Annotated in this window: 16 protein-coding genes; 6 read left to right on the forward strand and 10 right to left on the reverse strand. The window is 71.8% G+C overall.

All coding sequences use genetic code 11. The annotated features are described in order from the left end of the window. Nucleotides 1-70: 70 nt before the first annotated feature. From ACZ9QC_RS10220 to ACZ9QC_RS10230, 3 genes are all read left to right on the forward strand, one after another. Nucleotides 71-1,009, forward strand: coding sequence for a sucrase ferredoxin (locus ACZ9QC_RS10220; protein ID WP_472919878.1), 939 nt, complete (start codon nt 71-73; stop codon nt 1,007-1,009). A 166-nt stretch (nt 1,010-1,175) separates the two neighbouring features. Then, entirely contained in the window at nt 1,176-2,843 is a 1,668-nt protein-coding gene (locus tag ACZ9QC_RS10225; protein ID WP_472919879.1) for an ATP-binding protein, read from the forward strand. Then, a complete protein-coding gene (locus tag ACZ9QC_RS10230) occupies nt 2,840-3,520 on the forward strand; it encodes a response regulator (RefSeq protein ID WP_472919880.1) in 681 nt (226 codons plus the stop codon). Before ACZ9QC_RS10225 ends, ACZ9QC_RS10230 begins: the two co-directional genes overlap by 4 nt. A gap of 48 nt (nt 3,521-3,568) precedes the next feature. Here the strand turns inward: ACZ9QC_RS10230 and ACZ9QC_RS10235 are convergent, their stop codons facing one another. The 3 genes from ACZ9QC_RS10235 to ACZ9QC_RS10245 form a co-directional block, all read right to left on the reverse strand. Then, a complete protein-coding gene (locus ACZ9QC_RS10235; protein ID WP_472919881.1) occupies nt 3,569-5,161 on the reverse strand; it encodes a solute symporter family protein in 1,593 nt (530 codons plus the stop codon). Continuing rightward, complete coding sequence (locus ACZ9QC_RS10240) at nt 5,158-5,697, reverse strand: DUF485 domain-containing protein (protein WP_472919882.1); 540 nt, start codon at nt 5,695-5,697, stop codon at nt 5,158-5,160. Before ACZ9QC_RS10240 ends, ACZ9QC_RS10235 begins: the two co-directional genes overlap by 4 nt. Before the next feature lie 197 nt (nt 5,698-5,894). Next, entirely contained in the window at nt 5,895-8,018 is a 2,124-nt protein-coding gene (locus tag ACZ9QC_RS10245) for a DNA gyrase/topoisomerase IV subunit B (protein ID WP_472919883.1), read from the reverse strand. Nucleotides 8,019-8,496: 478 nt separating this feature from the next. Between ACZ9QC_RS10245 and ACZ9QC_RS10250 the strand changes: the two genes are divergently transcribed. Then, nucleotides 8,497-8,727 (forward strand): DUF7455 domain-containing protein, encoded by a 231-nt coding sequence (locus ACZ9QC_RS10250; RefSeq protein WP_189780645.1) that lies wholly within the window; start codon nt 8,497-8,499, stop codon nt 8,725-8,727. A gap of 138 nt (nt 8,728-8,865) precedes the next feature. Here the strand turns inward: ACZ9QC_RS10250 and ACZ9QC_RS10255 are convergent, their stop codons facing one another. The 7 genes from ACZ9QC_RS10255 to ACZ9QC_RS10285 form a co-directional block, all read right to left on the reverse strand. Further along, nucleotides 8,866-9,681 (reverse strand): S1 family peptidase, encoded by an 816-nt coding sequence (locus tag ACZ9QC_RS10255; RefSeq protein WP_472919884.1) that lies wholly within the window; start codon nt 9,679-9,681, stop codon nt 8,866-8,868. 144 nt (nt 9,682-9,825) lie between these two features. Further along, complete coding sequence (locus tag ACZ9QC_RS10260; protein WP_472919885.1) at nt 9,826-11,370, reverse strand: RNA polymerase sigma factor; 1,545 nt, start codon at nt 11,368-11,370, stop codon at nt 9,826-9,828. Nucleotides 11,371-11,956: 586 nt separating this feature from the next. Next, nucleotides 11,957-12,844, reverse strand: coding sequence for a FadR/GntR family transcriptional regulator (locus ACZ9QC_RS10265; RefSeq protein ID WP_472919886.1), 888 nt, complete (start codon nt 12,842-12,844; stop codon nt 11,957-11,959). A 182-nt stretch (nt 12,845-13,026) separates the two neighbouring features. Further along, a complete protein-coding gene (locus tag ACZ9QC_RS10270; RefSeq protein ID WP_472919887.1) occupies nt 13,027-15,117 on the reverse strand; it encodes an ABC transporter ATP-binding protein in 2,091 nt (696 codons plus the stop codon). 105 nt (nt 15,118-15,222) lie between these two features. After that, the gene (locus ACZ9QC_RS10275) at nt 15,223-15,981 is read right to left on the reverse strand and encodes an NUDIX hydrolase (RefSeq protein ID WP_472919888.1); all 759 of its coding nucleotides are present in this window, start codon (nt 15,979-15,981) and stop codon (nt 15,223-15,225) included. Nucleotides 15,982-16,133: 152 nt separating this feature from the next. Then, nucleotides 16,134-18,074 (reverse strand): glycogen debranching N-terminal domain-containing protein, encoded by a 1,941-nt coding sequence (locus ACZ9QC_RS10280; RefSeq protein ID WP_472919889.1) that lies wholly within the window; start codon nt 18,072-18,074, stop codon nt 16,134-16,136. A gap of 551 nt (nt 18,075-18,625) precedes the next feature. Then, nucleotides 18,626-20,188, reverse strand: a complete 1,563-nt coding sequence (locus ACZ9QC_RS10285; protein ID WP_472919890.1) for a DUF4192 domain-containing protein — start codon at nt 20,186-20,188, stop codon at nt 18,626-18,628. Nucleotides 20,189-20,321: 133 nt separating this feature from the next. On the opposite strand from ACZ9QC_RS10285, the gene ACZ9QC_RS10290 reads away from it, so the two are divergent. Together ACZ9QC_RS10290 and ACZ9QC_RS10295 are read left to right on the forward strand one after the other, a co-directional pair. Next, on the forward strand, nt 20,322-22,502 hold the full coding sequence (locus tag ACZ9QC_RS10290) for a RecQ family ATP-dependent DNA helicase (RefSeq protein WP_472919891.1): 2,181 nt from the start codon (nt 20,322-20,324) through the stop codon (nt 22,500-22,502). A gap of 258 nt (nt 22,503-22,760) precedes the next feature. Then, nucleotides 22,761-23,387, forward strand: coding sequence for a hypothetical protein (locus tag ACZ9QC_RS10295; RefSeq protein WP_472919892.1), 627 nt, complete (start codon nt 22,761-22,763; stop codon nt 23,385-23,387). Nucleotides 23,388-23,717: the final 330 nt, after the last annotated feature.

Here is a 23,717-nt window from a genome sequence, read left to right on the forward strand (position 1 = left end):
CGGACGCCACGCGCCCCCCTTCGGCCCAGCCGGAGTTCGGCCGCGAGCAAGTCAGGTTAGGCTCACCTCTGTGAGTACGTGCACATCCGCGTCCCGACACCTCGACGAGCCTCTCGCGGGGACCGCCGCCACGGCGAGGACATGGCTGCTGCTGGAACAGCCGGGCCCCTGGGGCGTCAAGGCGCTCACCTCCAGCCATCTCGACCCCGTGCTCGGCCGCGCCCTCGAAGCCGCGGCGGAGGGCACCGGCGTACGCGTGGCGCTCATCCGGCGCCCCGGCCGCCACGCGGACCACCGCGAGGTCCGCGAGCGCCAGGTGTTCGTGGCCCACACCGCCCCCGGAAACGTCTGGCTGCACAGCGCCACGACGTCCGCCCCCGAGCGGCTGCTCGACCTCGATCTCGCCGCACTCGGCCGGGGAGACCACCACACCGTCGCGACGGTTCTGCGCGGCCGGCCCCACGCGGGCGACCCTCTCGCACTCGTCTGCACCAACGGCAAGCGCGACCGCTGCTGCGCGGTCCTCGGCCGACCGCTCGCCGCCGAACTGGCCGCCTCCGGGGTCGAGGGCACCTGGGAAGTCACTCATCTGGGTGGTCACCGCTTCTCCCCGACCCTGCTCGTACTGCCTTTCGGATACGTGTACGGCCGCGCCGAGGCCCCTCACGTCAAGGAGGTCCTCCAAGGCGTGCGGGAAGGCCGCGTCGTCACCCAGGGGTGCCGCGGCAGTTCCGCCTGGGAACGCCCCGGACAGGCCGCCGAGCTCGCGGTGCGCACGGAGGTCGGCGAGGAGGCCGCCGACGCCCTGACCGTGGTGCGCACGGACGGCACGGCTCCCCACTGGGACGTCGTGGTCGCCCACATCGACGGCCGCCGCTGGACCGTGACCGTCGCCCAGGGCACCGCCGAGCCGCCCCGCCAGGAGAGCTGCGGTTCCGCGCTGGGCTCCCCGGCGCGCATGGAGGTGCTGACCGTACGCGAGCTGACACCCGCGGGCGCCCTCCGCTAGCCGACCGGCGCGCGGGCCCGCCACAGCCCGCGGCACGGTCCATCCGCCGAACCGGGCCCCCTCGGCGAACCCGTCCAGGTCGCATCGCCGCGCAAACACCGGGCGGGTGAGATCCGCGCCACACCCCACTACGTCCGGCCCACCCCGTCCACGTACCGTCATGGGTATGAGCCCCACTCCACCCGCACGTCGTCTGCGCCTCGGTATGCCGCGGCGGGTGTTCTCGCAGGTCCTGCTGATGCAGGTGGCGATCGCCGCCGGTGTCGCCGTCCTCGCGACCGGGCTGTTCCTCGCACCGCTCAGCGACCAGCTGGACGACCAGGCGATGCGCCGGGCCCTCGCCATAGCCCAGACCACGGCGGCCCAGCCGCAGATCGCGGAGGACCTGGTCTCGACGAAACCGTCCGTGAACGGTCCCGTGCAGGTCGAGGCGGAGCGGATCCGCGAGGCCAGCGGCGCCGAGTACGTGGTCGTGATGGACCGCGACGGGGTGCGCTGGTCCCACCCCGACCCGGCGGAGATCGGCGGGCTGGTCTCCACCGACCCGCGCCGGGCCCTGGCCGGGAACGAGGTCATGGAGATCGACTCGGGGACCCTCGGGCGCTCGGCCCGGGGCAAGGTGCCGCTGCGCGACGCCGACGGGACGATCGTCGGCGCCGTCTCGGTGGGGATCGAGTACGACAGTGTGCGCGCCCGCCTGATCCACGCGATCCCCGGGCTCCTGGCGTACGCCGGCGGGGCCATGGCGGTCGGGGCGCTGGCTGCGTATCTGATCTCCCGGCGAGTTCACCGCCAGACCCGTGACCTGGCCTTCTCCGACATCGCGGGGCTGCTGGCGGAGCGCGAGGCGATGCTGCACGGCATCCGGGAGGGCGTGGTCGCGCTGGACCGCGCCGGGCATGTGCGCCTCCTCAACGACGAGGCTCGGCGGCTGCTCGGGATCGGTGACGAGGCGGTCGGCAGGTCGCTCGACGACGCGCTCGGCCCCGGCCGTACGACCGACGTGCTGGCGGGCCGGGTCACGGGCACCGATCTGCTGACCGTGCGCGGCCACCGCGTGCTGGTCGCCAACCGCATGCCCACGGACGACGGGGGCGCCGTCGCCACCCTGCGCGACCGCACCGAGTTGGAGCAGCTGGGCCGCGAACTCGACTCCACGCGCGGCCTGACGGACGCCCTGCGTGCCCAGGACCACGAACACGCCAACCGGATGCACACGCTGCTCGGCCTGCTCGAACTGGAGATGTACGACGAGGCGGTGGAGTTCGTCGGCGAGGTGGTCGGCGACCACCGTGCGACCGCCGAGCAGGTCACCGAGAAGATCCACGATCCGCTGCTGGCCGCGGTGCTGGTCGGCAAGGCGACCGTCGCGGCCGAGCGCGGGGTGGCCCTGTCGGTCGCGGGCGGCACGATGCTTCCGGACCGGCTGATCGACCCCCGAGGGCTGGTCACCGTCGTCGGCAACCTCGTCGACAACGCCCTGGACGCCGTCGCGGGCACACCGCACGCGCGCGTGGAGGTCGATCTGCGCGCCGAGGGCCGCACGGCGATCCTCCGGGTACGGGACACGGGTCCCGGGGTCCCGCCCGACAAACGGGAGTTGATCTTCGCGGACGGCTGGTCCACCAAGACCCGCCCGGCCCATCGCGAACGCGGCATCGGGCTCTCCCTGGTCCGCCGGCTCGCCGAGCGGCAGGGAGGCAGCGCCCGGGTCGGCGAGGCGGAGGGCGGGGGCGCCGAGTTCACCGTCGTCCTGCCGGACGCACTCGCCGAGCCGGGCCCGCAGCAGGAAACCGAAGCCTCCGTCACTGTCGCCGACAAGGAGTCGCGATGATCGAGGTCCTGATCGTGGACGACGACGTCAGGGTCGCCCGCGTCAACGCCGCCTACGTGGAGAAGGTCGCCGGATTCCACGTCGCCGGTGTGGCCCACAGCGCGGCGGAGGCGTTGCACCTGCTGGAGACGTCGCCGCACGTGGACCTGGTCCTCCTGGACCACTATCTGCCGGACGGCACGGGCCTCGTGGTCGTGCAGGAGATGCGCCGTCGGGGCCACGAGACCGACGTGATCATGGTGACGGCGGCCCGCGACGTCTCGACCGTCCAGGCCGCGATGCGCCAGGGCGCGCTGCAGTATCTGGTGAAACCGTTCGCGTTCGCCGGGCTGCGGGCGAAGCTGGAGGCGTACGCGGAGCTGCGGCGCACCCTGGACGGCGGCGGGGAGGCCGAGCAGGCCGAGGTCGACCGGATCTTCGGCGCGCTCTCGGCGGGCGGCGAACCGGACCTGCCCAAGGGGCACTCCCCCACCACCACCGAGCTCGTGCGCCGTGCCCTGATGGCCGCCGAGGGCGCGCTGTCCGCCCAGGAGATCGCCGAGCGGACGGGCCTGAGCCGGCAGACCGCCCAGCGCTATCTGAAGCTCCTGGAACGCACGGGCCGGGCCCGGCTGACCCTCAAGTACGGCGACGCCGGCCGCCCGGAACACCGCTACGAGTGGGCGACTCGCGCCTGAGGCACATACTCAGAACGAGCATGTGCCTCCGAGAGCCCTCCGGAGCGCTCACACCGCACCCGCGCCCGTGAGCGACCGCACCTCCGTCTCCGCGTGCTTCGCCTCGTCGGGCGGCTCGGCGGAGGTGACCGTGCCGAGCCAGCCGGCGAGGAAGCCCAGCGGGATGGAGACGATCCCGGGGTTCTGCAGGGGGAAGTACTGGAAGTCCAGACCGGGGAACAGCGAGTCGGCACTCCCGGAGACCACCGGCGACAGCAGCACGAGGACCACGGAGGGGACCAGTCCGCCGTAGACGGACCACTCCGCCCCCCGTGTGGTGAACCCCCGCCAGAACAGCGAGTACAGCAGGACGGGCAGGTTGGCGGAGGCGGCGACCGCGAAGGCCAGGCCGACGAGGAAGGCCACGTTGAGATCCTTGGCCAGCAGCCCCAGCCCGATCGCGACCACGCCGATACCGACGGCGGCCGTGCGCGCCACCGCGACCTCACTGCGCGGCTTCGAACGCCTGCGCCGCAGCGACGCGTACAGGTCATGGGCGACGGACGCCGACGACGCGAGCGTGATCCCGGCGACGACCGCGAGGATCGTGGCGAAGGCGATGGCCGCGACGATCGCGAACAGAACCGTTCCACCGGTGGAGTCGGCACCGCCGCCCAGGTCCAGGGCCAGCAGCGGAACCGCAGTGTTCCCGGCGGCGTTGGAGCCCCGCACGGCCTCCGGGCCGACGATGGCGGCCGCGCCGAAGCCCAGCACGATCGTCATCAGGTAGAAGCCGCCGATGAGACCGATCGACCAGACGACCGAGCGGCGTGCGGCTCGCGCGGTGGGCACCGTGTAGAAGCGCGACAGGATGTGCGGCAGCCCGGCGGTGCCCAGCACCAGGGCGAGCCCGAGGCTGATGAAGTCGAACCGCGCGGTCCAGTCCCCGCCGTACCGCAGCCCGGGTGCGAGGAACGCGTCACCGTGTCCACTGCGCTCGGCCGCCGTCCGCAGCAGCTGGTCGAAGTCGCCGTGGAACCGCACGAGTACGAGCACGGTCAGGGCGATCGCCCCGCCCATCAGCAGGACCGCTTTCACGATCTGGATCCAGGTGGTCGCCCGCATCCCTCCCAGCGAAACATAGACGACCATGAGCGCGCCGACCCCGATCACCGTCCAGGTCTGCGCCGCCTCGCCCTCTCCTCCCAGCAGCAGTGCGACGAGGGTGCCCGCGCCCACCATCTGCGCCACCAGGTACAGAACGGACACGGCCACCGAGGAGGTTCCCACGGCGATCCGCACCGGCCGCTCGTTCATCCGCGCCGCGACGACGTCGGCGAGTGTGAACCGCCCGCAGTTGCGCACCAGTTCGGCCACCAGGAACAGCACCACGAGCCAGGCCACCAGGAAGCCGACGGAGTAGAGCAGCCCGTCGTACCCGAAGAGCGCGATGAGCCCGGAGATACCGAGGAAGGAGGCGGCGGACATGTAGTCGCCCGCGATGGCAAAACCATTCTCCATGGGCGAGAAGAGCCGCCCGCCGGCGTAGAACTCCTCGGCGGAGCCATGCCGATGACGGCTCACCCACGTGGTGATCCCCAACGTGACCGCCACGAACGCGCTGAACAGCACCAGCGCCAGCGTCTGATGATCGGCGGTCACCGCGCACCCCCTCGGATACCGCGCGTCAACTCCTGGGTGTCCCAGCGCAGATCGAGCGCCGCCCGGTCCCGGCGCAGCCTCGCGTGGCGCGCGTAAGCCCAGGTGAACAGGAACGTCGTGAGGAACTGCCCGAGCCCCGCCAGCATCGCCACGTTCACCGCGCCCGCCACCGGACGTGCCATCAGCTCCGGGGCGGTGGTCGCCGCCACGACGTAGGCCACGTACCAGGTGAAGAAGAGGGCGACACCCGGGATCACGAACCTGCGGTAGCGGCTGCGGACCTCCTGGAAGGCCGCGCTCCGCTGGACCTCCAGATAGACGTCCGCCGCGCCCTCGCCGCGGCTCTCCCGCGCGTCGGCCGTGACCGGGGCCGGTCCGCCGGTGCCGTCCAACTCCCCCCAGCCGGAGGCCAGCGCGTCGTACCAGGGATCGTCGAACCGCACGTCCGCGCTGGCGAGGCCATGCCCCTCGTGCTGCTCAACCGGGCTCTCAGAACCACCCCCGCGTCGACGGGGACGGCCGGTGCTTGACTGCATGCCCAAGCATGGACAGAACGGAAAGACCCCTGACGTACCTCTTCCCGATTGTTCACCCCATCAGGTGAAACCCCGGCGGGCCTCCCGCACTTGCGACGCAGGAGGCCCACCGGGTTCACGTACGGGCCGAGGAAGCGCGCCCCCCGACGCGCCCGCCGGGTCGGAACGAGTGCCCCGGGTCCGGCGCGGCGCGGCGGCTACGCGTCGATGCGCGACCGGTCCAGCGTCGCCGCGGAGCTGGAGATGAACTCCTTGCGCGGTGCGACGTCGTTGCCCATCAGCAGGTCGAAGACCTGCTCCGCCGCCTCCAGGTCGGACAGGTTGATCCTCCGCAGCGTGCGGTGCCGCGGGTCCATCGTGGTCTCCGCCAGCTGGTCCGCGTCCATCTCGCCGAGACCCTTGTAGCGCTGGATGGAGTCCTTGTACCGGACGCCCTTGCTCTGGAACTCCAGCAGCTTGTCGCGCAGCTCACGGTCCGAGTACGTGTAGACGTACTTGTCCTGGCCCTTCTTGGGCTGGACCAGCTCGATCCGGTGCAGCGGGGGCACCGCCGCGAAGACGCGTCCCGCCTCGACCATCGGCCGCATGTACCGCTGGAAGAGCGTCAACAGCAGACACCGGATGTGCGACCCGTCGACATCGGCGTCGGTCATCATGATGATCTTGCCGTAGCGAGCGGCGTCGATGTCGAAGGTCCGCCCCGAGCCCGCCCCTATGACCTGGATGATCGCGCCGCACTCGGCGTTCTTGAGCATGTCGGTCACGGACGACTTCTGGACGTTGAGGATCTTGCCCCGGATCGGCAGCAGCGCCTGGAACTCGGAGTTCCGGGCGAGCTTGGCCGTACCGAGCGCCGAGTCACCCTCGACGATGAACAGCTCGCTGCGCTCCACGTCGTCGCTGCGGCAGTCGGCCAGCTTGGCCGGCAGCGAGGAGGACTCCAGCGCGGTCTTCCGACGCTGTGCGTCCTTGTGCTGACGTGCGGCGATGCGCGTCCGAGCGGCGGCGACGGCCTTCTCCATGACGACCCGCGCCTGGGCGGCGGCGTCCCGCTTGGCGGAGGTCAGGAACGCCTTGAGCTCCTTGGCGACCACCTGCGTCACGATGCGCCGGGCCGCCGAGGTACCGAGGACCTCCTTGGTCTGGCCCTCGAACTGCGGCTCGGCGAGCCGCACGGTGACGACGGCGGTGAGGCCTTCGAGGGCGTCGTCCTTGACGATGTCGTCCTCGGCCACGCGCAGCATCTTCTTGGCGCGCAGCACCTCGTTCATCGTGGCGGCCACGGCCTGCTCGAAGCCCGCGACATGGGTGCCGCCCTTGGGGGTGGCGATGATGTTCACGAACGACTTGAGGGTGGTGTCGTAGCCGGTGCCCCAGCGCATGGCGACATCGACGCCGAGCTCGCGGGTGACCTGCGTGGGCGTCATCTGACCGTGCTCGTCCAGGACGGGCACGGTCTCCTTGAAGGTGCCCTGCCCGGAGAAGCGGAGGACGTCGCAGACCGGCTTGTCGGAGGCCAGGTACTCGCAGAACTCGCTGATGCCGCCGTCGAAGCGGAACGACTCCTCGCCCTTGCTGCCGCCCTCGCCGAGGCCGAACTCGTCCCGGACGACGATCGTCAGACCGGGCACGAGGAAGGCGGTCTGACGGGCGCGCTGGTGGAGGTTCTCCAGGGAGAGCTTGGCGTCCTTGAGGAAGATCTGGCGATCGGCCCAGTAGCGCACGCGCGTGCCGGTGCGCGTCTTCGGGATCCGTTTGCCCTTGCGCAGACCTCCGGTCGCCTCGAACTTGGCGTCCGGTCCGTTGCCCGCGAAGGCGCCGGGCACGCCGCGCCGGAAGCTGATGGCGTGGGTGCCGCCGTTGCGGTCGACCTCGACGTCCAGGCGGGCGGAGAGCGCGTTCACCACGGAGGCGCCCACGCCGTGCAGACCTCCGGAGGCCGCGTACGAGCCGCCGCCGAACTTGCCGCCGGCGTGCAGCTTGGTCATGACGACCTCGACACCGGAAAGGCCGGTCTTGGGCTCGACGTCGACCGGGATGCCACGGCCGTTGTCCCGCACCTCCACGGAGGCGTCGTCGTGGAGGATCACTTCGATGTGGTCGCAGTAGCCCCCGAGGGCCTCGTCCACGGAGTTGTCGATGATCTCCCACAGGCAGTGCATCAGGCCTCGACTGTCGGTCGAGCCGATGTACATACCGGGGCGCTTCCGCACGGCCTCGAGCCCCTCGAGGACGAGCAGGTGCCGCGCGGTGTAGTTGGAACCGTCCCGGTCTGCTCCGGTCAGCAGCGCTGTGGACGGCACGGACGTATCGGCGGTCACGCGGTTCGCTCCTCGCTGAATTTCAGGTGAGGCCCTTTTGGGTAAGGGGCCGGGCTCTGTTGCCGGTCCGAGGGTACCGAGGCCTGGTAGAGCCGTTGTACCGCCACCCTCGTCCGAAACTCAGAGTAGTCCAGAGTCGCATACACGTTCGATCCCTCGATGGGGTGAAGTACATATCACGTTCCCTTCCAGGCATGAACCATTTAGGCTCCGGGCACGTCCTCATGAACAACCGGCAACCCAGCCGGGAGGACCGTACAACCGAAAGAACAACCGCCAGAACCACCGAAGAACGACTGACAGACAGCGCGAACCCGTACGACACGAAGACACGCACTACGGCTCATTCGCCGCCAACCGGCAGCAGACAGCCGGCCCGGAAAGATTTTTTCGAGTTAAAGCCGCGAGCGGGAACGTTTTCGGCCTGGTTGGATGTTGACCCTGGTACGACAGCTCGTCGAGCTAGAGAAGAGGCGACGTGACTACTGTTCTGACCCCCGCGACCCCGCTGACGGCCGCTGACCGATGCGACCGCTGCGGCGCCCAGGCCTATCTGCGCGTCGTCCTGCTGAGCGGTGGAGAGCTGCTGTTCTGCGCCCACCACGGCCGCAAGTTCGAGCCGGAGCTCAAGAAGATCGCCGCGGAGATACAGGACGAGACGGAGCGGCTCACGGCCGTTCCCGTGACCGCAGAAGAGGACGAGCGCTGACGCTTCGCACCTGACGACGAGCCGCCACCGGCTCGAGGCCGGTGACCGGGCGGCCACTCCCGTACCCACGGGGTGGCCGCCCGCTCTCGTCCCGCCCCCGCGGGGGCGCCTGGCCGCGTACGGCGCCTCAGCGCCGCCTCAGCGGCCTTCCGCCAGCACCCGGGCCACGTACGAGCCCCTGGTGTAGACGCCGGGATTCCCGGCGAGCCCGCAGCCGCTGCCCCACGACACGAGGCCGATCAGCTTCCCACGGGCGACCAGCGGCCCTCCACTGTCCCCCTGGCAGGCGTCCCGGCCGCCGTTCTGCTCCCCGGCGCACACCATGGAGTCGGACTGGTACCGGCCCTCCGCGCTGCCGGGATAGGCCCGCTCACAGACGGCGTCGGCCAGTACCTGCACCGAGGCGGCCCGCAGGCCCTGCGTGTAGTCCCCGGCGCCCGTGGTGTCCCCCCAGCCGTAGACCGCGGCCGGCGTGCCCGGCGCGTACGCCGCGTCCCCCGCGTCCGCCAGTGCGATGACGGAGCTCTCGGGCAGCGGTGCGGCGAGGGTGACCACCGCGAAGTCCCCCGCGTTCGTATAGGGGTCGTACTCGGGGTTGACCCAGGCGCCGCTCACCGGAATCTCCTCACCCTCGGCCGACTGCAGCTCGGCGCGACCGGAGATGATCCGCAGATCGGGGACGCGTTCCGGCGGTCCTCCCAGGACGCCCTCGCTGAGGCAGTGCGCGGCCGTCAGCACCGTCGTGGGACCCACCACGACACCGCCGCAGAACTGTCCGGCCCGCGTACCTCCGAACCGGTCACGGCTGGAGAGCGCCACCGTCCAGGGCGCCTGGGAGATCTCGACCGGATGACCGCCGATGACGACCTCGGCCGTCGCCGGTGGCGGTGACACCAGCGGTATGACGGCCGTGGTGGCCGCGACGGCCAGCAGTCGGGCGAACGATCGACGCATGCGCGCTCCTCACTCCGGGTCTTTGGGTGGCACACCCAGAGTGATCCACAGGACCGGCTTTCGCATGCCGCACACACGCCGAAGACCCGGCCCCTTCGAGGGAACCGGGCCTTCGGACCGACCGCGCGAGCCGGTGGCGCACGCCTAGTCGAGGTAGTCGCGCAGCACCTGCGAGCGGGACGGGTGACGCAGCTTCGACATCGTCTTGGACTCGATCTGGCGGATCCGCTCACGCGTCACGCCGTAGACCTTGCCGATCTCGTCGAGAGTCTTCGGCTGACCGTCGGTGAGGCCGAAGCGCATGGAGACGACGCCGGCCTCGCGCTCGGACAGGGTGTCCAGCACCGAGTGGAGCTGCTCCTGCAGAAGCGTGAAGCTGACCGCGTCGGCCGGGACGACGGCCTCGGAGTCCTCGATGAGGTCACCGAACTCGCTGTCGCCGTCCTCGCCCAGCGGGGTGTGCAGGGAGATGGGCTCGCGGCCGTACTTCTGGACCTCGATGACCTTCTCCGGGGTCATGTCGAGTTCCTTGGCCAGCTCCTCCGGGGTGGGCTCGCGACCCAGGTCCTGGAGCATCTGACGCTGCACACGCGCCAGCTTGTTGATGACCTCGACCATGTGCACCGGGATACGGATGGTGCGGGCCTGGTCGGCCATGGCGCGGGTGATCGCCTGACGGATCCACCAGGTGGCGTACGTGGAGAACTTGTAGCCCTTGGTGTAGTCGAACTTCTCGACCGCGCGGATCAGACCGAGGTTGCCCTCCTGGATCAGGTCCAGGAAGAGCATGCCGCGGCCGGTGTAGCGCTTGGCCAGGGAGACCACCAGACGGAGGTTGGCCTCCAGGAGGTGGTTCTTGGCGCGGCGGCCGTCCTCGGCGATGATCTCCAGCTCACGCTTGAGCTTGGGGGCGAGCTTGTCGGCGTTGGCCAGCTTGTCCTCGGCGAACAGACCGGCCTCGATGCGCTTGGCGAGCTCGACCTCCTGCTCGGCGTTGAGCAGGGGGACCTTGCCGATCTGCTTGAGGTAGTCCTTGACCGGGTCGGCGGTGGCACCGGCGGCTGCGACCTGCTGGGCGGGCGCGTCGTCCTCGTCCTCGTCGGACAGGACGAAGCCGGCGCTCTCGGTGCCTTCGGGCTCCTCGCCCGGCTTGCCGCCCGGGGTCTCTTCCAGGACCTCTTCGTCGATCAGCTCGACGTCGTCCTTCTTGGCGGTGGTCTTCTTGGCCGCCGTCTTCTTGGCGGCGACGGTCTTCTTGGCGGGGGCCGCCTTCTTGGCGACCGCCTTCTTGGCGGCGGCCTTCTTCGCGGGTGCGGCGTCCTCGGCGGAGACGTCGGCCGCGGGCACCGCGGGGGCGGCTGTCGCGGTGGCCTTCTTCGTGGTCACCGTCTTCGCCGCGACCGTCTTGGTGGCGGTGCGCTTGGCCGGACTCTTCGCAGCGACGCTCTTTCGGGTGCGCTTGGGCTCCGCGGCACTGACCATCAGCGTCACACCCTCTTCCTCGAGGATCTGGTTGAGGCTGCGCAGTACGTTCTTCCACTGAGTGGCCGGAATCTGGTCAGCTTCGAAGGCCCGACGCACATCGTCGCCGGCGATCTGCCCCTCAGCCTTTCCCCGCTCAATGAGCGCCATGACAGAGACGGACTCGGCGATCTCCGGCGGGAGCGTACGGGATGTGCTGGCCGACACGAACAACCTCTCGGAACGTTGGAAAACGGCTTCCGGCCCCGTCCACTGCGGACAGGAGCCGACCACCGGCTTGGGAGTGGGCCGACGGTGCGGGCGGGGGCCGGGAAGAGGCACAGCGCCGTGAACGGCGTCCGTATTCCCTCCGCGGCTGTCACCTCTTAGGTCATCGCGCTGTTCCCACTAGCGTTACGCCCAATCTGCGTGGCCCGAGTCACACCCCGTAAGCACTCAAAAGCGGTCAGACACTGCCAGAGGTAGTCGATCAAGGCCACAATCGGTTCTCTTCAGACAGGTACCCGAACGATTCCCGAATGAACTCCTCGATGTGGATCACCGTCCTCGGCGGGATCCAGCGCCGCATTCGGGAACACGCGTCACGCCGGGCCGCACCGCTCCCGGCCGACCCACCGACCGGCCACGACGAGACGAGGCGTCCCGGCACGACGGGCCGCGGCGTCGCGCCGCCGGACCCCGCCGAATCCCAGGGGGATCCGATGGGGCCCGGCGGCACGGTCCGCCGGTCGAACGACGCCACGGAGGGGGCCTGCACCCCGGCCGCGGCGCCCTTGTCCCGCTCCGGGCGCCGTCAGTGCTCGCGCGGCGCGGGCACCACACGCTCCACCTCGGGGTGGACGGTGAACAATTGACGCATGGCCGCCTCGGCCGCCGCCCCGTCGCCCGCGGCGAGCGCGTCGACGATGCGGCTGTGGTGCACCAGGGTCGACTCGGTCGGCCGGTCGCACCCGGTGGTCGGCCCGCCGGAGACCTGGAGAGCGGCGGACACGATCCCGGAGAGGTGCTCCAGCATGCGGTTGCCCGCGACCTGGATGAGCAGCGAGTGGAACTCGGCGTCCGCGCGCGAGAAGGTCAGCGGGTCGCCCTGGGCCATGGCATGGCCCATGAGCTCGACCATGTCACCGAGGCGCTGCTGGACGTCGTCACGGCCGTGCCCGGCGGCGAGGCGCGCGGCGAGCGGCTCGATCGTCCAGCGCAGTTCACTGAGCTCGCGCCGCTGGTCGTCACGCTGCGGACCGAAGGCCCGCCACTCGATGATGTCCGGGTCGAGCAGGTTCCAGTCGCTGACGGGGCGGACGCGCGTGCCGACGTTCGGCCGGGCGCTGACCAGGCCCTTGGCCTCCAGGACGCGCAGGGATTCACGGACGACGGTACGGGAGACCTCGAACCGCTGGCCGATCTCCTCGGGCACGAGCGGGCGATCCGCGCCCAGGTCCCCGGAGACGATCATCTGGCCGAGCTGCTGGACGAGTTGGCCGTGCAGTCCACGGCCGCGGCTCCCGGCGGCGCGTCGGCCCACGCGCCCCAGCTCGGGATCCGCGCCGTCCCAGGCGGGGAGGCCCACGCGGTCGACACCGGGGTGCTCGGCGTAGGGGTAGCGGTCGAGTTCGCCCGGTCCGGCGAGGCCGGAGTCGGCGGAGCGGGCGGCGGTCATCATGGTGTGCGCAAGGGTACTCACGCATCCTTTGTCGGCTGCGTTCTCAACTCCCTTGAGGTCTTTGGTGAAAAGCACACGAAAGGGTGATCGCTCACCCCGTCGCAATTGACGCCTTATCGGAAAGAAATGGGCGTTCTACGAGGAGTTGTGCGCATTGCGTCGGCGGAAGAGCACGGACGGTGAGCACGAAAGGATGACGACGATCATCCGCGGACCCGCGCACGCAGGTTGGTGAGGACGTAGGCGCCCAGCAACGCGGTCAGCGACAACAGCAGCGCCCCGCCCACGGGTTGGACGACGGCCCGCGCCACCGCCTCCAGATAGCGCTCACCCCCGAACGGCCACTGCACCAGCACGAGCTCGCGCAGCCGCATCGGAAACCCGATCGCACTGCGCACGGACGACCCCTCCAGCACCTTCTGCACCAGGGGTACGACGAGGAGGGGCACGGCGACCACGGCGGCGAGCCCCGCGGACGTGGAGCGGAAGACCCCCGCGGCGAGCACCCCCGCCCAGGCGCATCCCACGACGAGCCCGACCCAACTCGCGCCGAGCGGCATCCAGTCGGCGGGGACGGAGATGAGCTCCGGCCCGTAGACGAGGTAGAGCACTTCCAGGTCGCAGCCCACGGCGAGGACCGCCAGGAGAACTGCGGTGCCCGCCGCGACGAGGAGTTTCGCGACCAGCAGTCCGAGGCGGCGGGGCACGGTGCCACGGTCCGCGGCCAGGGCGGGGTGGCGGAACTCGTCACCGAAGGCGATGGCCCCGAGCAGCCCCGCGCCGATGGCGGCGGGCGGCAGCGGCAGCTCCCGCGGCCATGCGGCCAGCAGCCGTGGCTGCGGGGTGTGCCCGATCCTGGCCAGGATCACCGCCATGAGGGCGGAGGTGACGAGCACGGCCGCGGCGGTGACGTACGTGGTGCCGACGCCCCCCGCCCGCCGCAGCTCGTACCTCAGTGGACGCAGCGGGCTCGGCGCCGGCCGGACGGTGATGGGCGGCGGAAGCGCCGGCAGGGGCGGCGACGGCGGCAGCGGGCCCGTCTCGGACAGGTGGTCGGGGGAGAGCGACGCCGGGTCGGCATCGGAGTCGGACGGGTGGGCCGAGGAGAACTGTGCCGAGTCGACCTCGGACGTGTGGGCCTCGGACGGCTGCGCCGAGGGCGGCGGCACGGTGTCGGAGGCATCGGCATCGGTCGCGAGGGAGGTGCGGACGACTCCGGGCTCGGCGTCGCCCTCCGCCGCGCCGTAGGCCGACGCCGGGGCTCGCGGCTCGGTCACGGTCGGGGTCGCGAACGCGCTCGTCCGAGGCTCCTCGGCGACCGTCCGGTGCGCCGCGAACCACCGGGCCTCCTCCGAGTCGATCGCACCGTCTGCCCACTCCTGATCATCCTCGACCGCCACCGGTGGCATCGCCGGTACAGGACCCATGTCCCCCACCTCGTCCGCGAGTTGGTGCACGAGGATGCCGTGCCGGAACGCGGCCTCACCGACCTCGGCGCACGTACTGCCGTACACCGACAGCCGGTTGCCCCCTTCCGGCACGATCTCCACGGAACGCCGTGCGCTGCGGGCCTCCTTGGTGAGCAGAGCCTCGAGGCGGGCTGCGTACGGGGTGCGGACCGCGACCCTGGGCCGCAGCCGGGTCCGGGAGAAGTCGGCGACCTCCTGGTCGGCGATGAGCCTCCCCTGTTCGAGGGTGAGGACCCGGTCGGCGGTCCGTGCGGCCTCTTTGGGGTCGCCGGTGGTGAACAGGACCGTGCCGCCCTGCTCCGCGTGCGCCCGCATGATCCCGTGCAGCCACCGGCCTTCACGGACGGCCAGCCCGTCGGCCGGCTCGTCCAGCACGAGGGTGTGCGGGTCGGACAGCAACGCACAGGCCAGACCGAGGCGGCGGTCCATGCCCCGTGAGAGGGTGCCGAGCCGCGCCTCGCACAGACTGACCAGACCCACGACCTCCAGGACCTCGTCGGCCCGCCGCGCGGGCAGTCCCGCGGCCGCGCACAGCATGCGCAGATGCCCTCGGACCGTGCGGGCCGGGTGGCCAGGCAGATCGCCGAGGAGCACCCCCACCTCGCGCGAGGGGTGGGAGATGCGGTGCAGGGGGCGCCCCCTGAAGTAGGCGATGCCACGGCCCTGTTGGAGTTCGAGCATGAGTCTCAGCGCTGTCGACTTGCCCGCTCCGGAAGCCCCGAGGAGTGCGGTGACGCGACCGGAGTGCGCCTCGAAGGACACATCGTCGACGGCGGGCGGAAGCTCCTTGCGAGGATTGCTGGTCAATCCGATGGCCTGGATCACCCTAGGCAAGATAGCGCGGTATGTCCGTTTTTTCGGGCATCTTGCGGCTCACCGCACGGCCAAGACAGCCGAACGCGGCGGAGAGGACTCCGGTCGCGCGCTTGCTCAGACCTCGGGGCGCAGCATCGGCGGGTTGAGGAGGGTGGCGCCGCCGGCCCGGAAGAGCTGGGCGGGACGGCCGCCCTGCCGCGTGGTGGTACCGCCGGTGGGCACCAGGAACCCCGGCGTCCCCGTCACCTTGCGATGGAAGTTGCGCGGATCGAGGGCCACTCCCCACACCGCCTCGTAGACACGCCGCAGCTCACCGACCGTGAACTCCGGCGGGCAGAAGGCCGTGGCCAGCGAGGAGTACTCGATCTTGGAGCGGGCTCGCTCCACCCCGTCCGCGAGGATCTGCGCGTGATCGAAGGCCAAGGGCGCCACCGGCTCGCCGTCACGTCCGTTACCGCCCTGCTCCAACAGCTCCTCCACGGGTGCCCAGCGCGCACTGTTGGCGTCTCCACCCGGCCGGGGGGCGGGCAGGTCCGGGGCGAGGGCGAGATGGGCGACACTGACCACCCTCATCCTCGGGTCGCGCTTCGGGTCTCCGTAGGTCGCCAACTGCTCCAGGTGCGCGCCGTTGTCCTGCGCGGGCTCGGACGGTTCGTGGGCGGTCAGCCCGGTCTCCTCCGCGAGTTCCCTCGCCGCCGCCTGCGACAGATCCTCGTCCGGCCGGACGAAGCCACCGGGCAACGCCCACCGCCCCTGGAACGGCTGTTCGCCCCGCCGTACCGTCAGCGCGCAGAGCGCATGGCGACGGACGGTCAGCACGACCAGGTCCACGGTGACGGCGAAGGGCGGGTAGTCCGACGGGTCGTAGGGCATGCCGCGATCATAGTCGTCTGCCTGACGATAAACACTCCCTTCGCTGGCCGCTTCCCCACTTGATCCACTTCTGTCCGTCACTTGTCCGCGCTGATCGGCCGCCGACCCCGTGCACCGCGCTCCGCCGGCCGTTCCCGGCTCGTCACAGGAGGTCACACTCCCAACTGCAGCCCGTCCGCCGCCTCCTCGACCATCGCGAGCCCCAGCCTGCTGACGCGTACGGCGAAGGGTGCGCCCGCGACGCGCAGTCCCGTCATACCGATCTCTCCCAGGGGTGCGCTGCGCACCGGCCGCAGGGTCACCGTCCCCGCCGGAGCGTCGGGGCGGATTCCGACGAGGGTGGTGAGCAGCAGCACGCCTGCGGCCGCCGCCGTCGCGGCCGGTCTGCAGGCGGCAGGGTGGGGCAGCGGGGCACTCCCCGCCGTCCGCTGCTCCCCCGCGAACATCTCGGGCAGCCGACGGCCGAAGCTCTCCGCCGCCGCCAGCACCCCCCGCAGAAGCGCGCTCGCCTCCTTCTCGTACCCGGCGGCCGCGAGCCCCGCGACCGCGATCGCCGTCTCCTGCACGCGCACGGCACCGCTGCGATGGCCGAAGGGGTTGTACCCCGCCTCTTTCGCCCCCAGGCTCCGCAGTCCCCACCCCGAGTCCATGGCCGGCCCTCCGAGCAGCCGCGCGAGCTGTTCGGTCCGCACCTTGTCGAGAAGTCCCGGGGCCTGCTCCCCGGCACCGAGCAGCCCGGTGTCGAGGAGGTGGGCCGCAGCGGCTCCCAGGTGCGGCACGACCCGCCCGTCCGGGGTGCGGGCGGCCGCGGGTCTTCCACCGCCCCGGTCCTCGACCCAGAAATCCGTCGCGAACCGAGCCCGCAGGTCTGCGGCCCAGTCCCGCAGCTCAGCCCCGCCCGGCCGGCCGTAGGCGTCGAGGAGATCGGCGCCCAGCAGCGCGGCGCGGTGGCCGTGCGCCTGGGTCTCGCAACGCAGCGGTCCCCCGGGGCGCGGGTCGGGCAGATAGGCACCGCTTCCGACGGCCCTCCTCAGCCACCGCAGGCAGCGCTCGGCCGCCGGCAGCAGTTCCTCCGTCTCCTGCTCGGGGAGTCCCCATCTCCTGGCCTCCGCGAGGAGCACGGGGAACAGGAGGGTCGCCTCGGTGCCGGTGCAGCCCGGCGGCAGATGCGGGCCCGCGTCCCGCCGCGGGCCCGGGATCATGCCGGAGTGTGCCTCCCGGCCCACAAGTTGCGTGCGGGCGAGGGTGCGCAGTGTGCCTGCGGCGAGGCGGGTACCGAGCGGCAGGGTCATCCGGGCCGCGACCAGCGCGTCGGCCGGGGCCATGCCGCAGCGCCAGGGTGCGCCGGCCGCCAGGTGGGTGTCCGAGGGGTTCTTCGGGTCGCGCAGCAGCAGGGCTTCGAGGTCCTCCAGGCAGGTGTGCAGCAAGGGCTGCGCCGTCGGGTCGTCGCCCGCCGCCCCGGCCTGGGAAAGAGGGCTCGTGGCACCCCGGCCCACCGGCCTGATGGGGCCCGCGCCGTCCGGTCGTACCCGCAGCTCCACGCTCCGGGTGCCGCCGGGCGGCAGCTCCAGCTCCCAGCGCAGCAGACCGGCGGAGGCCAGGGCGTCGGCCGGCGGCGGATGCGCGGTCACCGTGGAGTGCCCGTGCGCGCTCGACCAGCGGAGGCCGGAGTCGTACACACTCGCCGGCAGTTCCGGGCCGGCTCTGCCGGAGGCGACGGCGCCCAGTTCAGCGAGATCCGTTCCCAGCGACACCTCGACGGGCAGGCGCAGTGGGCGGCGGGCCGTGCTGTGCAGGGTGATCCGCTCGGTGCCGTCCGCATGGCGCGTGCGCTCGACCATGACGTCCGGGTCCGGTCCGGCCTCGGCCGATATGCGCAGGGTCGCCATGAACCGGGCTCGGTCGGCGGAGAGCATCCGCGCCTGCACGGCGAGCGGTTCCCGTCCGGCCACCCTCACCTGGCAGCGGGAGAGCATGCGCCGTCCGGCACGGTAGAAGCCCTCCAGCCCTCGGCCGTTCAGCTGGCCCTGCTCCGACGAGATCGCGAGGCCCGGCAGGGCGACACAGATCAGGGTTGTGTGGGCCGGTGGCAACTCCGCGGGACGGTGGGGACCGGGGGGCGGCGTCTGCGGGGGCGACGGGCTTCCGGAGGCCGGGCGCGGCAGCCCGGTCCAGGCGCCGGCGCCGGGCACGGCGGGCGCCGGGCCGCTTCCGACCGCAGGACGCGAGCCTGCGACGCGGGGCAGCGGACTGCGTGTGTCCGTATGTGAAGCGCCGGTTCTCTCGCCACGGGCCCGGGCGGAGGTCTGGGCCGGCATGAGGAAGGACGGGACATCGTCGGCATCGGACATGGAGGGCAGGGGCATGGGGTGGCTTCTTCTGTCTTCGGCGCGCGTGGGGTGCGCTCGGCACCCGGTGGGGAGCCGGAGGGGGACGGGGTGCGACGGCGGCGGGGCCAGGCCGCGGGTACCGCCACTCAGGTGAACGGAGCGGCTCCGCTCCGGGTCACGCCCCCGGCCCGGGAAGCCGGGCGACCAGCGGGGCGGCGAGGTGGCCGCGGCATACCTGAAGGGCATCAGCGCGCTCAGGCACACTCCGAACCAGAACAGCACCACGCACCGCGCCCAGTGCCGGATCGGCGTGCTCACGTCTCCCCCTCCGTGGGCTGCCCACCACCACGGCGGGCCCGCGCACGAGCGTTTACTCCGTCGGCCGTGCTGCCCGGTCGACGACCTGCTGGTGCGTTGCCGGTGGCGGAGCGCGATCGGCGGGCTGGAGTGGCGCCGGGTGATCGTCGAACGGTGCGGCCGTCAGCGTTCCCTCCCGGATGCGACCTGCGTCGGCGTCGGGGGCCGGTCGCGGTGCAGGGTTCGGTCGAGGCCGACTGCGGGACCGGACGCTGCTCGGAAGGACCCTCCTCACCGTCGGCACCGGGACCGACGCTGGCACTGGCACTGGCACTGGCAGGGTCCGGTGTCAGGTCGCGGCCCCTGCGTTCGGCGCGCAGGCAGCGGCGAACGGACTCGGGATCGAGGCCTTCGTTGCAGGCCTGGTGCAAGAGACGGGCGAAGAGGTAGTCGGGGTCTGCGGCGAGGGCCATGGCCAAGGCCTCGCGGGCCTCCAGTTCGTCCCCCGACGACCAGGCGACCCAGCCCGCGAGCGTGAGCGGAGCGGCGGCGTGCTCGCCGTAGGGACCGACGCAGCGGCGGGCGAGGGCCCGCCAGAGCCGTAGAGCCGGGCCGGCTTCGTCGCCTTCCATCCATTCGGCGGCGCGGTCGCGGGTGGCGCGGTCCTGGAGTCCGAGGATCAGTGTGGCCGCGTCTTCGTGGCCGACGAGTTCGTCGTCGTGGAGGTCCGCGTCCAGCGTGCCGGGCACGGGCGGAGCGGCGGCCAGCCGCCCGATGGCGCGCTGTGCCACGGCGAGGGTCTCCTCGGCCACGTCCGCGCGGCTCTCCGCGTGCAGGATGCGAGGGAGGAGCGCGGACTGCGCGGTGTCGAGGGCGGCCTCCTGCTGGAGCGCGGCAGCGGTCTCCCAGGGCAGCAGCCTGGCCCGCATCTCCTTCAGCGTGCCGCGCACCTGGAGGCCCGCGTAGGTCGCGGCGGCGGCCAGCACGGAGGTACCCGGCAGCCCCATGGGCTCTCCGTCGGAAGAACAGCATCCGCTGCCGGGGCAGCAGTAGGACCAGAAGCGGCCGTCCGAGATGCACAGGGCCTCGACCACCGGGACGTCCAGGGCGCCGCAGGCCCTGCGCAGCAGTTGGGCGAGGGGCCGCAGGCGCTCCATGACGTCGCGTGGCGACTCACCGCTCGCCGGGTCCTGGCAGAGGAAGGCGACCATGCTCTCCGGCCTGGCTCCTCGACGCTCGCTTCCGGTCACCAGTCCATGGGCCAGTTGCTGGGCCACGGACGGCCAGTCGTCGGTCTGGGCCGGAATGCCCAGCCGTGCGCGTCCGCCGAAGCGTCCCCGTGCGTCCCGGTCGTGCAGAGCGACGAGGACGATGCTGTCCTCGGGCCGATATCCGAGGAGGTAGGGCAGGGCGTCGGCGAGTTCGGCCGGGGTGCGGAGGGTGACCTGCTGTCCGTCGGCGGGTCCGGTGGTCTGGCCGTGCCCCAGGTAGGCGGAGGGCTCGCCCCTGCGCCCGCATCCGTTCTGCCCGCCGATGCCACTGTTGCCGGAGGTCCCGGCCGCTTCGCTGTGATTCGTCATGCGGTGACCATCTCGCGGATCTTGAGATTCCGCTTTGCCCTGTGGATAAGTCCGACCATGATCACGTCAGAAGCTGTCCACAGTTCGCCCCGCTCGTTCGCGCGATGTCCGAGGCATCGGGTTGCATGGGGCCATGAGCGACGAAGACCTGCCCTCCACGGACCGCCAAGATCTGCGCACGGCCGCCGACACCGTGCTCGCCCGCCTCGTCGGCGCCCCCGCGGGCGCCGCGCGGCTGCGCGAGGACCAGTGGCACGCCATCGAGGCGCTCGTCGCGGAGCAGCGCAGAGCCCTGGTGGTGCAGCGCACGGGCTGGGGGAAGTCCGCGGTGTACTTCGTCGCGACCGCGCTTCTGCGCGAGCGGGGCGCGGGCCCCACCGTCATCGTCTCCCCGCTTCTCGCCCTCATGCGCAACCAGGTGGAGGCGGCCGCCCGTGCCGGCATCCACGCCCGGACCATCAACTCGTCGAACACGGAGGAGTGGGACACCATCCGCCAGGAGGTCACGGCGGGCGCGGTCGACGTGCTCTTGGTCAGCCCGGAGCGGCTCAACAACCCGGACTTCCGTGACCAGGTCCTGCCCGAGCTGGCAGCCGCGACCGGGCTGCTCGTGGTCGACGAGGCGCACTGCATCTCGGACTGGGGTCATGACTTCCGCCCCGACTACCGCCGACTGCGCACCATGCTGGCCGATCTGCCGCCAGGTGTCCCCGTGCTCGCCACGACCGCGACGGCCAACGCGCGCGTGACGGCAGACGTCGCGGAGCAGCTGGGCACAGGCGGCGGCACGGACGCCCTGGTCCTGCGCGGGCCGCTGGACCGCGAGAGCCTGAGCCTCGGCGTGCTCGAACTGCCGGACGCCGCCCACCGGATGGCCTGGCTCGCCGACCACCTGGACGAGTTGCCGGGCTCCGGGATCATCTACACGCTCACCGTGGCCGCCGCCGAGGAGGTCACCGCGTTCCTCCGCCAGTGTGGGCACATCGTGACGTCGTACACCGGCAAGACGGAGAACGCCGACCGGCAGCAGGCCGAGGAGGACCTGCTCGCCAACCGGGTCAAGGCGCTGGTCGCCACCTCCGCCCTGGGGATGGGCTTCGACAAGCCCGACCTCGGGTTCGTGGTGCACCTCGGCTCACCGTCCTCCCCCATCGCCTACTACCAGCAGGTGGGCCGCGCGGGCCGGGGCGTCGAGCACGCCGAGGTACTGCTGCTGCCCGGCAAGGAGGACCAGGCGATCTGGGAGTACTTCGCCTCGGTCGCCTTCCCTCCGGAGGAGCAGGTGCGGCGGACCCTGGACGTCCTGGCACACGCGGAGCGACCGCTCTCCCTGCCCGCTCTCGAACCTCTGGTGGAACTGCGTCGCTCCCGGTTGGAGACGATGCTGAAGGTCCTCGACGTGGACGGCGCGGTCCGCCGCGTCCAGGGCGGCTGGGTCTCCACCGGCGTCCCTTGGACCTACGACACCGAGCGCTACGCCTGGGTCGCCAAGCAGCGCGCGGCCGAGCAGCAGGCCATGCGTGACTACGTGACGACCACGGGCTGCCGGATGGAGTTCCTGCGGCGGCAGTTGGACGACGAGGAGGCCGCGCCGTGCGGGCGTTGCGACACCTGCGCGAAGCCCCGGTTCGCGGAGACCGTCTCCCCGGCCGCGCTGGACGCGGCGCGCGGGGAGTTGGGGCGGGCCGGGGTCGAGGTGGAGCCCCGCAAGATGTGGCCGACCGGGCTGCCGGCGGTCGGCGTCAATCTGAAAGGACGCATTCCGGCCGGTGAACAGGCCGCTCCGGGACGAGCGTTGGGGCGTCTGTCCGACATCGGCTGGGGCAACCGACTGCGGCCGATGCTCGCCCCCCAGGCGCCGGACGGGCCGGTGCCGGACGATGTGGCTAAGGCGGTGGTGGCCGTGCTGGCCGACTGGGCGAAGGGTCCCGGCGGCTGGGCCTCCGGCCAGGCAGACGCACAGCCCCGTCCGGTGGGTGTCGTCACCATGGCGTCCCGTACGCGGCCGCAGTTGATCGGTTCCCTCGGCGCGCGGATCGCCGAGATCGGCCGCCTGCCCCTGCTCGGCTCGGTGGCGTACACCGGCGCGGTCTCCCAGGTCACCCGGAGCAACAGCGCACAACGCCTCAAGGCGCTCGACGGGGCACTGACCGTGCCCCCTGAACTGGCCGCCGCTCTCGCGGAGGCGGACGGGCCCGTGCTGCTGGTCGACGACGCCACGGAGACCGGCTGGACACTCGCGGTCGCCACGCGCGTGCTCCGGCGCGCGGGCGCGAAGGGGGTGCTGCCGCTCGTTCTCGCCGTCCGGGGGTGACCGACCGTCAACCGCGCGTGAGCCCCGTGCCGCTTGGGCGTTGCGAACGCGTCCCATGCGCAGGGATATAAGCGGTGGATCACCACAAAACTGTCAGTGGCCCCAATTGCTCGTTGCCGCAACCAACTTCGCCAGGAAGAATTGAAGTCCGCTCCCCGCACGGCCCACTCGTGAATCGGTAGGGCTTCTGCTGCGGCGTGCGCTCCCCCAAGTCCGACCCCCGCCCCGCTGTGTGGGCGCGTAGCCGAAGGGAGGATCGTGACCTTCGGATTCGCTCCGTCCTCGGCGGCCTCCGTGTCGACCTCAGCCGACCTCTCCGCCACTTCCGCCAACCGGTTGCTCGAGCCCGCGGAATGGGCCGCCGCCGGGATTCCGCTGCTGCGCAATCCCCGGGAGGTCGTCAGCGGGCTGCACGCGCGGCATCAGCCCCGGCCCGCGACGGCGGTCATCGCCGTCCTGGATCCGGACGAGCGGTTGCTGGCGAGCGCCTCGTTCGTCCGGCGCCCGACCCCGGCCGACGGATGGATGTTCCGCAACGCCCTCCTCGCGCAGCTGCGCCGGGTCATTCCGCATGATCTGCGCCGGCGTACCCCGGTGCGTACGGCCGTGCTGCTCTACTGCCGTGACGGCGACGCGCGTTGGACGGAGGAGGACGGGGCGTGGATGTGGGGGCTGCGGGACGCCTGCACCCTGCACGGGCTGCGCTGCGGGGCGTACATCACGCTGACACGTGACGGCTGGCAGGTCCTCGGCGAGGGCCGGGGCGGCCGTCGGCCGCACGCGGACTCACCGGCCGAGCCCTTCGCCACGGCCGTCGCGCCGCCGCCCATGCCACGCACCGGCGGGGTCGCGTCGGAGGTACTGCGCCGAGCCGCGGCGCGCTGAGCCGCAGCCACTCCGGGCCGCTTCGGCACGCCAGGCCCGGACACCGCGCACGCCCGCCCACCCCCGCAAAGCCACGGGGGTGGGGCAGCCCCGCCCTCGCCGCACGGCACGGCAACAGCGCCGCCGCACCCACGTCACCGCACGATGCGCCACCGCGTAGTCGCACAGCTCAGCACCGCCCAGCCTCACAGCACGTCACGCACCGCACCGCACCGCACCGCACCGCACCGACGAGCAGAGCCGCTGCAGCGCGGGAACCGGCCGACGACGCCCGACGCAGCGCCCACCGGACACGCCGAAACACCCCGCAGGCACGCCGAAGCGCCCCGT

The sequence above is a fragment of the Streptomyces sp. HUAS MS02 genome, assembly GCF_055702265.1.